13 protein-coding genes and 2 pseudogenes are annotated in these 13,717 nt (G+C 71.4%); 12 read left to right on the plus strand and 3 right to left on the minus strand.

Annotation, left to right across the window (positions count from 1 at the left end):
- The 5 genes and pseudogenes from ABZW03_RS25195 to ABZW03_RS25215 all read left to right on the plus strand — a co-directional run.
- Nucleotides 1–563 (plus strand): annotated as a pseudogene (locus tag ABZW03_RS25195) (phosphoglucomutase, alpha-D-glucose phosphate-specific); the annotation flags it as partial.
- A gap of 237 nt (nucleotides 564–800) precedes the next feature.
- Nucleotides 801–1,415 (plus strand): site-specific integrase, encoded by a 615-nt coding sequence (locus ABZW03_RS25200; protein WP_355262465.1) that lies wholly within the window; start codon nucleotides 801–803, stop codon nucleotides 1,413–1,415.
- Nucleotides 1,412–1,789 carry a tyrosine-type recombinase/integrase gene (locus ABZW03_RS25205; RefSeq protein WP_355262468.1) on the plus strand — a complete coding sequence of 126 codons (378 nt, stop codon included), beginning with the start codon at nucleotides 1,412–1,414 and terminating at the stop codon, nucleotides 1,787–1,789. Before ABZW03_RS25200 ends, ABZW03_RS25205 begins: the two co-directional genes overlap by 4 nt.
- 72 nt (nucleotides 1,790–1,861) lie before the next feature.
- On the plus strand, nucleotides 1,862–2,356 hold the full coding sequence (locus tag ABZW03_RS25210; protein WP_355262470.1) for a DUF4279 domain-containing protein: 495 nt from the start codon (nucleotides 1,862–1,864) through the stop codon (nucleotides 2,354–2,356).
- An 82-nt stretch (nucleotides 2,357–2,438) separates the two neighbouring features.
- Entirely contained in the window at nucleotides 2,439–2,699 is a 261-nt protein-coding gene (locus tag ABZW03_RS25215; RefSeq protein ID WP_355262499.1) for an ATP-binding protein, read from the plus strand.
- Nucleotides 2,700–2,744: 45 nt separating this feature from the next.
- Here the strand turns inward: ABZW03_RS25215 and ABZW03_RS25220 are convergent, their stop codons facing one another.
- Nucleotides 2,745–3,329 (minus strand): SMI1/KNR4 family protein, encoded by a 585-nt coding sequence (locus tag ABZW03_RS25220; RefSeq protein ID WP_355262473.1) that lies wholly within the window; start codon nucleotides 3,327–3,329, stop codon nucleotides 2,745–2,747.
- Between the two features lie 414 nt (nucleotides 3,330–3,743).
- On the opposite strand from ABZW03_RS25220, the gene ABZW03_RS25225 reads away from it, so the two are divergent.
- The 3 genes from ABZW03_RS25225 to ABZW03_RS25235 all read left to right on the plus strand — a co-directional run bounded on the left by ABZW03_RS25225 (nucleotide 3,744) and on the right by ABZW03_RS25235 (nucleotide 6,429).
- Nucleotides 3,744–5,435: an ISL3 family transposase gene (locus ABZW03_RS25225; RefSeq protein WP_355262476.1), complete on the plus strand. Its 1,692-nt coding sequence runs from the start codon at nucleotides 3,744–3,746 to the stop codon at nucleotides 5,433–5,435.
- A gap of 134 nt (nucleotides 5,436–5,569) precedes the next feature.
- A complete protein-coding gene (locus ABZW03_RS25230; RefSeq protein ID WP_355262479.1) occupies nucleotides 5,570–5,746 on the plus strand; it encodes a hypothetical protein in 177 nt (58 codons plus the stop codon).
- A 14-nt stretch (nucleotides 5,747–5,760) separates the two neighbouring features.
- Nucleotides 5,761–6,429, plus strand: coding sequence for a nucleoside monophosphate kinase (locus ABZW03_RS25235; RefSeq protein ID WP_355262482.1), 669 nt, complete (start codon nucleotides 5,761–5,763; stop codon nucleotides 6,427–6,429).
- 637 nt (nucleotides 6,430–7,066) lie between these two features.
- Here the strand turns inward: ABZW03_RS25235 and ABZW03_RS25240 are convergent.
- The gene (locus ABZW03_RS25240; protein WP_355262485.1) at nucleotides 7,067–8,260 is read right to left on the minus strand and encodes an MFS transporter; all 1,194 of its coding nucleotides are present in this window, start codon (nucleotides 8,258–8,260) and stop codon (nucleotides 7,067–7,069) included.
- 272 nt (nucleotides 8,261–8,532) lie between these two features.
- Between ABZW03_RS25240 and ABZW03_RS25245 the strand changes: the two genes are divergently transcribed.
- Nucleotides 8,533–8,865 carry a transcriptional regulator gene (locus ABZW03_RS25245; RefSeq protein ID WP_355262488.1) on the plus strand — a complete coding sequence of 111 codons (333 nt, stop codon included), beginning with the start codon at nucleotides 8,533–8,535 and terminating at the stop codon, nucleotides 8,863–8,865.
- Between the two features lie 437 nt (nucleotides 8,866–9,302).
- A complete protein-coding gene (locus ABZW03_RS25250) occupies nucleotides 9,303–10,022 on the plus strand; it encodes an HAD family hydrolase (protein WP_355262490.1) in 720 nt (239 codons plus the stop codon).
- Between the two features lie 245 nt (nucleotides 10,023–10,267).
- Here ABZW03_RS25250 and ABZW03_RS25255 read toward each other — a convergent pair.
- A pseudogene (locus ABZW03_RS25255) lies at nucleotides 10,268–11,114 on the minus strand (transposase).
- Nucleotides 11,115–11,743: 629 nt separating this feature from the next.
- Between ABZW03_RS25255 and ABZW03_RS25260 the strand changes: the two are divergent.
- The gene (locus tag ABZW03_RS25260) at nucleotides 11,744–12,403 is read left to right on the plus strand and encodes a hypothetical protein (protein WP_355262493.1); all 660 of its coding nucleotides are present in this window, start codon (nucleotides 11,744–11,746) and stop codon (nucleotides 12,401–12,403) included.
- Nucleotides 12,376–12,825, plus strand: a complete 450-nt coding sequence (locus ABZW03_RS25265) for a hypothetical protein (RefSeq protein ID WP_355262496.1) — start codon at nucleotides 12,376–12,378, stop codon at nucleotides 12,823–12,825. The genes ABZW03_RS25260 and ABZW03_RS25265 overlap by 28 nt, the downstream gene beginning before the upstream one ends.
- Nucleotides 12,826–13,717 lie beyond the last annotated feature (892 nt).

Raw genomic sequence — 13,717 nt, forward strand, 5'->3', positions numbered from 1 at the left:
CGGCGGATGTGGGTCGTGGTCTGGTGGAGGTGCCGGTGGGGTTCAAGTGGTTCGTCGACGGTTTGTTGGAGGGGTCGATCGGTTTCGGTGGTGAGGAGAGTGCGGGGGCGTCGTTCCTGCGGCGGGACGGGGGGGTGTGGACGACGGACAAGGACGGGATCGTGCTGGGTCTGTTGGCGGCGGAGATCACGGCGGTGACGGGTGAGACGCCCAGTGCGCTTTACCGTGGGTTGACGGGGCGTCATGGGGAGCCGTCGTATGCGCGGGTGGACGCGCCGGCGGATCGGGAGCAGAAGGCGCGGTTGGCGCGGTTGTCGCCGGAGCGGGTGGGGGGTGGGCGGATCGCGGGGGAGGAGATCACGGCGGTCCATGCGAAGGCGCCCGGTAACGGTGCGTTGATCGGGGGGATCAAGGTGTGTACGGAGAACGCGTGGTTCGCGGCGCGGCCTTCGGGGACGGAGGACGTGTACAAGATCTATGCGGAGTCCTTCCTGGGGGAGGGGCATCTGGCGCGGGTGCAGGAGGAGGCGCGTGCGCTGGTGGCGGAGGTCCTGCGGGGCTGACGCCGCCGGCGGTGGCCCGGTGCGTCGGCGGGCCGGGGCTGGGCGCGGGGGGGGGGCTGGGCGCCGGGGCGGGGGCGCCGCCGGGCCGGGGTGCGGCCGGGCCGGGGTGCGGCCGGGGTGGGGGCCGGCGTCTTGCCGGGGTGGGGGCTGTTCCGGTGCGGGGTCGACGGCGTGAGCCCCGGAACTGCTCGCCCTGGCCGCGGCCCGCTGCGACGGCGTCCGGAAGGCGCCTCGCGCGTGACCCTGATCGCACCCACTCTGCAGGTGTTCTTCACCGAGCGGTTCGCCCGCCAGTGCCAAGCCAGCCCGCGCACCATCGCCGCCTACGGCGACGCGATCCGCGTCCTGCTCGGCTTCGTCCAGCAGCGGACTGGGACCGCCCCGGCGAAGCTGGACTGGAACGACCTGAACGCGGGCGTGATCTCTGGGTTCCTGGACCATGTGGAAGACGAGCGCGGCAACAGCACCAGAACCCGCAACGTCCGCCTGACCGCTATCCGTTCCCTGTTCTCCTGCGCCGCGCTCCAGCACCCCGAACTCGCCCTGCTCGTCCAGCGGGTCCTGGACGTCCTGCCGAAGCGGTTCGACAAGAGGACCGTCACGTTCCTGACCGGCCCGGAGGTCGACGGGCTGCTGGCCGCGCCGGTTCCGAAACGCTGGGAAGGTCGACGGGACAAGGCCGTGCTGGCACCGGCCGTCCAGACCGGCCTCCGCGTCACCGAACTCACCAGCCTGGACTGCGGCGACATCACCGTGGGTGAAGGTGCCGCCGTCCGCTGCGGGGGCAAGGGGCGCAGACAGCGCACCGTCGCGCTCGACCGCCCCGTCCGGAACCTCCTGGGCGCCTGGTGAACGAACGCGCCGGATGCCATGGTGACCCCCTTTTCTGCACCCGCGCCGGACGGCGCCTCAGCCGCGATGCCGTCGCCCAACGCCTGAGCCCCCACGGGCGGGCCGCCGCGCGAGCCTGCCCGTTTCTGCTGGACAAGAGCATCCACCCGCACGTCCTGCGACGCAGTTGCGCGGTGTCGCTGCTGCAGGCCGGCGTCGACACCGCCGTTATCGCGCTCTGGCTCGGCCACGCCGGCGTCCGCTCCATCGGCGCCTACGTCCACGCCGACATGACCATCATGGAGAAGGCCCTGGTCCTGACCGCACCGGTCACCGCCCGCCCGGGACGCTACCGACCCAGCGACAGGGTCCTCGCCTTCCTCGACCGCCTGTGAGGGGCATCCAGAAACTCACGATCGGGCCGAAATTGCCGAGCCCAGGACCGAGCCGACTCCTGTCCTTCCTGCGTGTCCGTCGATCAGTACGTCTACTTCGCGTTGTCCAGCCACGTCACCTCCGCTGCGGAAATGACCGAAGTCCTCGGGCTGGAACCCGACGAATCGGCCGTCCGCGGCAGCCGCATCTCCGAGCCCAAGGCGATCCCGGTCCTGCACCGTTGGAAGATCGTCTGCCGTGAACCGGGACTGTCCGTCGACGAGCAGATCGCCCGCGTTCTTGAGCGCCTCACCCCGCGCGTCGACGCCATCGCCGCTCTCGCTCGGCGTCTGGACGCCGAGGACACCCAAGGCCCGGGCGCCGTCCTTGAGGTTGTGCGCTACTTCAACGACGAACCCGTTCGGCAGGAGCATCCCCTTGGGGAAGCCCCGGCCGAGGCCCCGAAGCTGTTCGGCTGGCATCTTGGCCGCGACGTGCTCGAATTTCTCCACCTCACCGGCGCCGTCCTCGACGTCGATGAGTACGACCTGACCCAGGACTGTGCCGATGACGGGTCCGCGTCCTGAAGGTCGGACCAGCGATTTTCGAGTGCACCTTCGGCGTAGTTGCCGTCTCGGCATAGGTCCAGCTGTGCCGATATCGGCATAGCTGGACGAGTTCGGCTACCTGAACCCGGACCGCAAGGGCGCGAAACTGCTGTTCCAGATCTTCACCGAGCGCGAGGAGCGAAAGGCCGCTGCCGTCGCCACGAACTCACCCTTCACCGAGTGGGACAGGACCTTCGGCGACGCCCGCTTCTGCGCGGCCATCGCCGGCCGGATCACGGTCCGCTGCACCCTGATCCGGACCGGCACCGAGTCCTACCGCTACCAGGCCACCCAAGAGTCTCTCTTCCCCACCCCGCACTGACACGCCACCAGCAGCAGGAGAGCTGGACCCCGTTCGTCCGAGAGCCTACCGATACGGATCGGCGTCCCATTCGCTGTCGGGCTCGCCAATCTGCTCGAACGACTCGAAGGCGTGAGCTTCGAAGAACATCGCTATTGAGAAGGGCTGCTGAGGGTCCGTAAGGATCCTGTATATGAACTCGCTGGTGGAGCCGTCGAAGCGTTCCCATTCATCGACGTCCTCATGTGCTCGGGCGAGAATCGGCCACTCGTCGGGATCGGCAGATTCGGTCAACCAGTAGAACTGGTCAGCCTGGACGGAGTCGCCCCACTTGAGCAGGCCACCAGCGGCAGGGAAGACCAGATAGGGGCGATAGAGCTCGCTGATCCCGGGGTCGACGAGGGCCTGACCGCCAAGCCGTTTGGCGTCTTCGATCAGATCATGATGGGGGCTCGGCGAGTCGGGCGTCGAGAACCACAGATACTCGGTGAACTCGCCGGAGCCGAAGCGCTCCGCCAAGAGTTCGTAGTCGGTCGGTAGAGGAGTGCCGAGTCGCGATTCCACCGAGGGCCAGTCGATCGTCCTGGTCCTCGTGGTCTCCCAGCCTGTGACGGCTGCGAGCTTCTCGATCCACGTTTCCGCTGTGTCCACGACGGTGAGTAAACCGCAGCCAACCGACAACAGACCTGTCGGGGGTCCAGCTGGCGCCGAACACCGGCCTGGGAACGAGGCCCTGGCCGCGACTTGTCAGGGAGGCGACCCGGGCCTGCGATGACAAGCTGCCGACACCCCCACCCGAGCCCCTGCGGACACTCCGCCCACGCCCACCGGGTCACCCGATCAGTGGCTCCCGAACTCGCCGGACTGGCTCCCGAAATCGCCGAAGAACACCCGCCACGGTCGGGTACATCATCGCCACGAACGGCCTAGACCCGGCTCTCATTCACACCGGAGCAGTGGCTCCCCTATGACGGTTCAGGCACGGATTTCGTGAAGTCGATCGTGCTTCTGTGCGCGGGGTGACGCTCCGTCACTTCTAGTGAAATGCTTGTCCCGTGTGAGGAGATGTTCCTTCTGCTTCCGCATCTCGCAGGGGTGCGGGTCGAGTGCATGGATGTGCGGGACGGACACGTGGTGATCGAGGCGTCGACGCTGGAGGACGTACCGGTGTCGTGTCCGGGCTGCCAGACTGCGTCAGGTCGGGTGCACAGCAGGTATGGACGGCGCTTGGCCGACGCGCCGTGCGGCGGGCGGGGCGTGGTGATCGAACTGTCGGTGCGCCGGCTGTTCTGCGACAACGGGGATTGTCCGCGGGTCACCTTCGCCGAGCAGATTGAGGGGCTGACCTGCCGCTACGGCCGGCGGACGCCGGTCCTTCAGCGGATGCTCGGCGCCCTCGGCGTCGTCCTGGCCGCTCGGGCCGTGGCCCGCCTCGCGCTGCTGTTCGGCATTGCGATCAGCCGGATGACCGTCCTGCGTCTGGTCATGGCGCTGCCGGACCCGGCCTGGGCGACCCCGCGCGTGCTCGGCATCGACGAGTTCGCCACCAGGAAGGGTCGCCGCTACGGCACCATCCTGGTCGACTGCGAGACCCACCAGCCCCTTGACCTGCTTCCGGATCGCGACGACCTGCTTCCGGATCGCGACGCGGACAGCGTCGCCGCCTGGCTGCGCGAGCACCCCGGCGTCGAGATCGTCTGCCGCGACCGCGCACAGGTTTTCGCGGACGGCGCCCACACCGGAGCCCCCAACGCCCAGCACTGTGCAGACAAATGGCATGTCTGGCACAACCTCGGCGAAGCCGTCGAACGCCTCGTCTCCCGCCACCGCGCCCTGCTGCGTGACCTCGTCGAACCCGCGCCTGCACCTGCCCCCGAACGGCCCGCCCCAGAGGCTCCCGAACTCGCGCCGCTGACCGAGCTCGTCGAGGATGGCGAGGACACTCCCGAGCCCTACCCGCAGGGGAAGTTCCTCGACCGGCTCCGCGACACCCACGCCGCCGTCCGCGCCCAGGTCGAGCAGGGCCTCAGCCTGCGCGAGATCGCCCGGCGCCTCGGCCTCGGACGCAACACGGTCCGCAAGTACGCGCGCGCCGCCAGCCCCGAGGCGATGCTGCACGGACAGTGGCAGAACCGGACCAGTAAGCTCGATCGCTTCAAGCCCTACCTCGACCAGCGCATGGCCGAGGGCTGCACGAACCTGGCCCGGCTCCACCGGGAACTGCAGGAACGCGGGGCACGCTGTAGTTACAGCACCCTGCGCGACTACGTCCGGCCGCTACGGCCCGAGCGTTCGGCCGCAGTGGACTCGCCACCGATGGCCCGGCCACCCTCGCCCCGCCAGGCCACCAGCTGGATCATGCGCCACCCCGACCACCTGGGCGAAGATGACCAGCAGCAGCTCAAGATCCTGCTGGCCCGATCACCCGGGCTCACGGCCGCGGCCAGCCACGTCCGCACCTTCGCGACCCTCATGGCCAACCGCGAAGGAGACCAGCTGACCCGTTGGATCGCCGACGTCTGCGCGGACGAGCGGTGCGGCGGCCTGGCCGGCTTCGCCGCCGGACTGCTCACCGACCTCGACGCCGTCGTCTACGGCATGAGCACCGACTGGTCGTCCGGGCCGGTCGAGGGCCGCGTCAACGACCTCAAGGCGCTCAAACGCAGCATGTTCGGCCGAGCGAAACCACCGCTGCTCCGCAAGCGGCTCCTCCTGACCGCGGCCAGCCGCCGACCACAAACCGTCACGGCTCGCTGATCGACTTCACCGAATCCATGCCCAACCCCGGTTCAGCCGCCGCGACAGGCCGAAACCAGTCGCGGCGGCACCGGCCCCTGCGGGATGCTTGGTTCGTGCGCCTGAATATCGATGGGGTGACCCCGGTCCCACGGATGCTTTTGCTCAGCGAGTTCCTGCTCCACGCCGACTTTCAGGTCGAGCTGGACGGACCGGTGTTCGTCGCGGTGGGCGACCGGGTCTCCTACGAGGACGGCGGTGTCGTGGTGACTCGCTCGACCGGTGAGCAAGACAAGCACCCGATCCGCGACAGCTACTGGATCTGCCGCTGATGGCGACGAGTTCGATGCGCATCGCCATCTTGCAACCACCGGCCTGGTGGCGGGAGACGCCAAGCGATTCGCTGGCTCGGGCCCTGGCAGTGCCGCGCATCAACTTCAGCGATCTCATACGCGCTCATTTCCGCCAGGGCACCGACCTGGGGATCCGGTCCGCGGAGATCATGAACTCCGGCAGGCCGCTCTCGGACGAGATCATCAATGCGATCGTCCGCGACCACCTTTGCCAGGCGGCCCCCACGGCTTTCCTCCTCGACCGGCACCCGCTCAACGCCGCCCAGGCGCTTGCTCTGGACGAGTTGCTCCACGAACTCGGCACGCCCCTGGACAGCGTGTTGCGCCTGCACCTTCCCGAGCAGGAGGTGGAGGGCCGCGTACGCCACCAGTCCGCCCGTCGCCTCTGCCGTAACGACTCGGCCCACGTCTACGAGCCGGCGGTGGACACCCTCGACGTCGATGGCGCCTGCAACGTCTGCGGCGGTGGGCTCTATCAGCGTGAGGATGACGAAGAGAAGAGCATCCGCGGTCGGTTCAGCCGCTACGAAGCGATGGTGGAGCCCATCACCCAGCACTACGAAAGGCAAGGGCTCCTCGTCACGGTCGACGCAGCTGGCACACCCGACGAGATAGCCAGTAACGCGCTCACCGCGCTCCGACAGCATCAGGCATCCACCTGAATATGACTGGGCGTCACCGTACGCACAGAAGCACGATCGACTTCACGAAATCCGTGCCTGAACCCCTATGACCCGACAAAATCAGTCCCCGGCTGCGGGGCCCTCAGGGGTGCGGGCTGCCCCTGGGCGTCCGGCGGTCTGCCGGGTGCGGGCCGTCCTGTCGGGTGCGGTCTGTTCCTGGAACGGGTTCGGTGGCGGGTCCTCGGGGGTGCGGGCGGTCTCCGGGTGCCTGGCTCCGCTGCCGGGCGCGGGACGGCGCGGGCCCTCGGCCCCTCGGCCCTCGGCCCCTCGGCTCGTCGGTCCCTCCGGTCCTCGGCTCCTCGGTCCCTCCGGTTCTCGGGCTGGCCAGCGTCTCGTTGCTGCCCGGCCTGTCGTCGCCGTGCCTGTCGGCTGCCTCACTGGGGGAACTGCGGGAGCCTGGAGCCCGACGGAACGGCTGCGCTTGCTCGGACATCCGATCCACGGGTGCGGGCGGCCCGAGGCGGCGCCCCCTTCGGTCCTCGGGCCCTCCGGTCCTCGGCTCGCCGCCCCTTCGGCCCCTTCGGTCCTCTGGTCCTCCGGTCCTCGGCTCGCCGCCCCTCGGCCTCTCACGCCCTCTGGCCTTTCGGGGCCTGGGGGCTTTCGGGTTCTCGGTTTTTCAGGTGTGTGTGGTTCCGGGTTGGGTTTGGGGTTGTGGGGTGGGGGTTGGTGTGGGGTGTTCGTCGTGGGTGGTGGTGGCTGCGACGGTGTATGCGGTCAGTGCCAGTGCGGCTGCGGCGAGGGGGAACCAGCGTTCGCCCAGGACGGTGATCGCGGCGGATCCGGCTGCGCCGCCGGCTGCTGTGCCCAGGTACAGGGCGCTGCTGTTCAGTGAGATGAGCAGGGGTGCGTTGTCCGGGTCGATGGATGCGAGGCGGTGGGGCAGGGCGACGGATACCGCCCAGCCGGCGAGGGGGACCACGGTGGCGTAGGCCAGTGCTCCGGGCATGGTGCGTCCCAGCCAGGGCAGGGCGGTGAAGGCGGCGGCGGCTGCGGCGGAGCCGCCGAGCAGGACCCGTCGTACTCCGGTGCGGTCCACGAGGCGTCCGCCGAGCCAGCTGCCGGCCACCGACATCACGCCGCAGGTCAGCAGGACGGTGCTCAGGCGTGCGGCGTCGCCGCCGGTGGCGCCGGAGACGGCGGTGGCGAGGTAGATGTAGACGCTCTGGAAGGCGAGGAAGAACACCAGGGTGGTGGCCGCGGCGCCCAGGACCGGGCCGTGGCGCAGCGGGGCGAGGCGGGCGCGCAGGGTGGGGGCGGCGGTGGGGGCGGGCAGGTCGCGCAGGAGCAGGGCCAGGCCTGTGAGTGCGGCCAGGCCCAGGGCGGTGACGAGCCACATGGTCATCCGCCAGTCGGTGTGTCCGATCCAGGTGCCCAGGGGTACGCCGAGTGCGGTGGCGACCGTCATTCCGCCGAGGACGGTGGCCAGGGCGCGTCCGCGTCGCTGGGGGGTGACGAGGGCGGTGGCGGCGGCGTTGGCGGTGGGGGTGTAGAGGGCGGCGCCGGCGGCGGCCAGGACGCGGGTGGCGAGCAGGAGTCCGTAGGTGGGGGCGAGTGCGCTGAGTGCGTTGGCGGCGGTGAAGACGGTGAGGGCGGTCAGCAGCAGGCGTCGGCGCGGCCAGCGGGCGGTGAGTGCGGCCAGGACCGGGGCCAGCAGGGCGTAGCCGAGTGCGAAGACGGTGACGAGCTGGCCGGCGGCGGGCACGGGGACGCCGAGGTCGGCGCAGAGCGGGCCGAGGATGCCGGCGACGACCATCGAGTCGGTGCCCACGGCGAAGGTGCCGAGGGCGAGCAGGAGTAGTGGGACGGGCACGGCAGGGGTCCCCCGGGGGGTGCGGGGGCGGTCCGTCGCGGCGGACCGCCGGATTGTTGGATGGATGTGCAACAGTTTGACGCTCGCCAAACACTCGGGGATTGGTGGATGATTGTCAAACCATCCGTCCCCCGGAGCCGGCCCGGCCGCGGCTTCGGCCCGACCGGACCTGGACCCGTCTGCGGCCCCGGCCGCGGCCCGGCCCGGTCCCGGTCCGGCCGTGGGCCCGGCCTTGTCCACGGCCCTGCCCGTGGCCTGAAGGAGTGTGCGCCATGCGCGACGACGAGCGGCTTCCCCAGCCCGTCACCACCGACATCGACCTCGTCACCCTCCTGCACGCCCTCGGCGACCCCGTGCGCATGACCCTGCTGCTGAGTTACGCCGACGGCGCGGAGCACTCCTGCGACCCGCGGGGCCTGGGCCTGGAGCACCTCCACAAGTCGACCGTCTCCCACCACATGCGGGTGCTGCGCGAGGCCGGTGTCACCACCACCCGCGTCGCCGGGCGCAACCGCTTCGTCAGCCTGCGCCGCAGCGACCTCGACACCCGCTTCCCCGGCCTGCTCGACGCCCTCCTCGCCGCCGCCACCGCCCCCGCCCGCTAGGTGGGCACGCCCGGCCCGCGCCCCGGGCACACCTGGCCCGCAACCCGGGCACGCCCGGCCCCGGGCCGTACCCGTCCCCGGGACCCGTTGCCCGTACCCCCGCCCCCGCCCCTCGGCCCCAGGAGGATCCGCCCGTCGGCCCCGGCCTTCACCCCCCGGCCCGTCGGCCCCGCCCCTCAGCCCCGGCCCCGTCCCTTAACCCCCAGCCCTTAACCCCCAGCCCGTCAGCCCCAGCCCGTCAGCCCCGGCCCTCACCCCCCCGGCCCGGGCCCGTCGGCCCCGGCCCTCAACCCCCCGCCCGTCAGCCCCACCTGGCCCATCGGCCCCCGGCCGTCAAGCCCAGCCCTCATCCCTGGCCCGTCGGCCCCGCCCCTCAGCTCCGGGCCTGTCGGCCCGGTCTTCAACCCCTGGCCTGCCGGCCTCAGGAGGATCCGCCCGTGACCGAGATCCGCGCCGTGCTCTTCGACGTCGACGACACCCTCGTCGACTACACGGGCTCGGAACGCCGCGCCGTCCTCGCCCACCTGCGCGGCCTCGACCTGCTGCGCCGCTTGCCCGACTCCCGGGCGGCGGTCGCGCTGTGGCGCGAGGTCACCGAGGAGCAGTACACGCGGTTCCTGGCCGGCGAGCTGACCTTCACCGGCCAGCAGCGCGAGCGCGTGCGCCGCTTCCTCGCCCGCCTCGGCGAGGACACCGCCGCCCTGCCCGACGCGGCGGCCGCCGCCTGGTTCGCCGCCTACGCCGCCCACCGCGACGCCGCCCAGCAGGCCTTCCCCGACGCCGCCCCTACCCTCACCGTCCTGGCCGCCACCCACCGCCTGGGCATCGTCTCCAACTCCTCCACCGGCCACCAGCGCCGCAAACTCCACGCCACCGGCCTGCTCCACCACTTCCCCGACACCGCCATCGTCTGCTCCGACGACCACGGCGAGGCCAAACCCGCCCCCGGCATCTTCCTGGCCGCCTGCGCCCGACTGGGCCTGCCCCCGCACCAGGTCGCCCACGTCGGCGACAACTACACCCTCGACGCCCTCGGCGCCCTGGACGCGGGCCTGCACCCCTTCTGGCTCGACCGCACCGCCTCCCGCACCCCCACCCACCCCGCCGTCCACGTCCTGCACACCCTCACCGACCTCCCCACCGCCCTCCACCCCTGACCCGCCGACGGACGCCGACGGACGCCGACGGACGCCGGCCCCGCCCCCCGAAACCCGACCCCCGGCCCCGCCACCCGGTACCGCCACCCCGGCACCGACGCCACGGCCCGCGCCCTCCACCCACCGCGCGGGCCCGCCGCTGCGCCCCGTCCCCGCAGACCGGTACCTCCCGCACTCCCGGGCCGCGCCTCCGAGGATGGCGTGGGGGGCGGGCGTGTAAGGGACTTCGTGTAAGTGCCGTGCGGTCATTGGATGCTGAGCCGGTCCTCGAAGAAGAGTGAGAACTGGTTCAGCGCTTCCTTCCAGTGTGCGGCGACGTGGTTGACGTCGCGCGCTCTGGGGTTGATCAGCTCCCGCACGGCCAGGTAGAGCACCTTCAGCGCGGCCTGTTCGGTCGGGAAGTGGCCGCGGTTGCGGGTTGCCTTCCGCAGCCGGGAGTTGAGCAGACGATGCACACGTCCTCCACGCCCCGGTTCCGCAGCTCGGACAGCACGGCCATCCACGTGGTGGCGCCCTCGCCCTCGGCGCCGACCCACAGGCCCGGGACATCCTTGCGGCCGTCCATGTCCACCCCGACCGCCAGGTAGACCGGCTTCGAACTCACCGATCCGGCACGGATCCTCACCCACAGCGCGTCGATGCAGACGATCGGCCAGACCGCGTCCAGCGGCCGGTTCTGCCACGCGGCCAGCTCGTCGGTGACGGCGTCGGTGACCTTGCTGATCAGGTCCGCGCTGACCTCGACCCCGTAGATCCGGGCGAGGTGGGAGCGGATGTCGCGTACAGCGACAGGAACCGCTCGTTGAACCCCGCCAGCCGTCTGGAGTTCTTCGGCACCGGCAGCGGCTCGAAGTCACCGTTGCGATCCCTGGGCACCGCGACCGTCACCGTCCCCACGTCGGTCAGCACGGTCTTCGGCAACGTCCCGTTCCGGCTGTTTCCTGAGCCTCGGCCGGCCGGGTCGTGCTTCTCGTAGCCCAGGTGCTCGGTCATCTCCGCGTCCAGAGCCCGCTCCAGCACCGCCCTGGTGACCTGGGTCAGCAACCCGCCCTCGCCGAGCAGGGCCGCTCCCGAGGCGTCCGCGCGGTCCATCAACCGCTCGACGACCGACCGGCTCAACGACCGGCCCTTCCATCTCGCCCATGTCCTGTCCGTTCCGGCTGGTCAGAGCCCTCGACCAGGCCCCGGCCGGCCTTCCGGATCACGGACTTTCACGAACTTTCTGACACGTTCCTGGGGGGCGTGGGGGAGTGGGAGGTCGGCGGGTCCGACTTCCCGCTCCCCGGGGCGTGTTGGCGGCAGGCTGATCGCCGGTGCCGGTGCCGGTGCCGGTGCCGGTGCCGGTGGCAGGGGCTGGTCTGAAGTCCTCGTCCGTTGTGCGGGACCCGGTCGGTGGAGGGTCCGCCGCTGCGCCCCGGCCCTGCAGGCCGACCCCTTTCAGGACCCCAGGCCGGGGCTTCCAGGGGTGTTGCGGGGGAGTGGGGAGTGGGAGGTCGGCGGGTTCGACTTCCCGCTCCCCGGGGCGTGTCGGCGGCAGGTCGCTCGCCGCGACCGCTGGTGCTGGGGGCGCGTCGGAAGTCGGGCGGGCCGACTTCCGGTGCCGAGGAAAGGTCCGGGCTCTTCGCCCGTTGTGCGGGATCTGGCTGGTGGCGGTTCTCGTTGCACGTGCGGTCCCGTGGGCTGATGCGTCCCATGCCCCGAGGCCTGTGCCTTCGGGGACCATGCCCCGGAGGCCCGTGTTTTCGGGAAGCGGGTCGGGGGAGAGCGGGAAGTCGGCGGGTTCGACTTTCCGCTCCCTGGGGTGTGGTGGCGGCAGGCTGCTCGCCGTGACCGCTGGTGCTGGGGGCGCGTCGGAAGTCGGACGGGCCGACTTCCGGTGCCGGGTGCGGGGTCCGGGTTCTTCGTCTGCTGCACGGGATTTGGCCGGCGGAGGTTTTGTGCCGAGGTCTTCAGGTGTTCGATCCGCCGGGCTCCGGGCTCCGGGCCCCGGCCCTGACCGGGCCTGCCGGCTCCGGCCTCGGTGTTTCACCGTGTTCCCCGGCTGTGGTGACGGTCTCAGGGGGCGGGGCTTCCCGCGCATCCGGGTCCGGGTCGAATCCGCGTACAGCCTGACGGTCCGAACCGGTTTCTCCGGTCCCGGGCAGCCGGTCCGGATCGGCGGTTACCGCTTCTCCGGCCGGAACGGTGTTCGCGAGACCGTCGTTCACGAGGAGCTGTACCACGGCTGGTTCGAACGGCCGCAGGCCTGTGTCAGGCAGCACCGCCCCAGGCCGTCGGGGGCCCGGAACGCGGTCCGCCTCGCCCGGGCGGACACGTTCTATGGGATCGTCCACAGGTACAGGAACATCCGTGGGTGGAACGGGAGCGGGAAGAGGAAGTGATCTACCGCGCGCTCGACTACCGGCTGACCTGCGGCATGTGCGGTCATGGCGTGACGGGCTCGCGGGGCCAGCAGATCGTGGCCGAGGGGTTCGGCTGGTTCGACGAATGGCAGTGCGAGAACTGCGGTCTGGTCAGTGACGACTACGGCGACGGGCCCGGGCCGGAGGACGTCAGGCAGGGACTGCTGGCGACGTTCGGAGGATTCCGGGCCCGGCTCGTGGAAGGCCGGGACGGGACCGTCGCGGCGGCCCGCCACCTGCGGGAGATCTTCGACTGCGGCCCGGCCGAGGCGATCGGCAGGCTGAAGGCGGCGAAGGCCGGGCAACCCCTGGGAACCGCCGTCGAAGTCGAAGCCCTCGTGCGGGCGCTTCGCCGGGACGGATACGCCTACGAGACGGTCGCCGCCGGATCGGAGGACTGAGCAACCGGATCCGCCGCGCGGCGGGGAGCACACCGCTGCCCGCCGCGCGGCGCGTGTGCTTGCGGCGCGGGGTGCCACCCGCTGCACGACCGGGGTCGGGTCCTGACCGGTCCGGCGGTGGCGATCACGCTCGGCACGGGCCTGTCCACGCAGGGAGTGAAGGGGGCGGACGCGTCGGCAGACCGCCCGTGTCAGGGGGGAGCCTCGGCCCGGGGCCGGACCGCAGCCGTCACCGGTGTCGACCGCGCTGATGACGCACCACGGAACGGCTCGCGAGCGTCCCGGGCCGCGTTCGGTGGGACCCGTGGACTCGATCCGCACCCCCGTGACACAGCTGCGCAACGCCGTCCAGGCACCGCCCGCGGGAACCACGGCGTAGAGGACCGCGCCCGCGGGGCCGGCGGCGGTCTCCCCGCCGGTCAGCATCACGGCGCCCAGCAGCGCAAAAGACACTCCCCACCACGAACAGAACCATGCGCTGCCCCGGCCTGCGGAGGGTCCGGGCCGGTACCGGGGGCGGTGTCGTGGACTCCACGGCCCCGACCCCAAGCCGAAGCCCCTACGCCCCACAGGCGTTTCACCGGCACACGACCGGCGGCACCCGTCCGCCCGTGTCCGACCGGCTGCGTCCACGCGCACGCCGACAACACCGCGAACAGCACGCAGGGTTGGAAGCCGCGGGGTTCCAGCCCTGCACTGTCACAGGGGCGCGGCCCTGGCCGCGGCGCGCACCCGCTTCCTGCTCGCACCGAAGCGGTGGCCCCCGTCACCCCGATGACACCGGCCCGGGCCCTTCGCCCAAGGAGTCCTCATGCGACGCCTCGCGACCGTCCTCGGCGCTCTCGCCGCCGCAGGAACCATGGCCCTCGCCCTGCCCCACGCGGCCTTCGCG

Source organism: Kitasatospora sp. NPDC004799 (assembly GCF_040609095.1).
Classification (GTDB): domain Bacteria; phylum Actinomycetota; class Actinomycetes; order Streptomycetales; family Streptomycetaceae; genus Kitasatospora.

What these genes read in the sequence shown, in the direction of transcription:
- ABZW03_RS25225 (WP_355262476.1), top strand. Translation starts at nt 3,744, where the DNA reads ATGTTCCTTCTGCTTCCGCATCTCGCAGGGGTGCGGGTCGAGTGCATG.
- ABZW03_RS25230 (WP_355262479.1), top strand. Translation starts at nt 5,570, where the DNA reads ATGCTTTTGCTCAGCGAGTTCCTGCTCCACGCCGACTTTCAGGTCGAG.
- ABZW03_RS25235 (WP_355262482.1), top strand. Translation starts at nt 5,761, where the DNA reads ATGCGCATCGCCATCTTGCAACCACCGGCCTGGTGGCGGGAGACGCCA.
- ABZW03_RS25245 (WP_355262488.1), top strand. Translation starts at nt 8,533, where the DNA reads ATGCGCGACGACGAGCGGCTTCCCCAGCCCGTCACCACCGACATCGAC.
- ABZW03_RS25260 (WP_355262493.1), top strand. Translation starts at nt 11,744, where the DNA reads ATGCCCCGGAGGCCCGTGTTTTCGGGAAGCGGGTCGGGGGAGAGCGGG.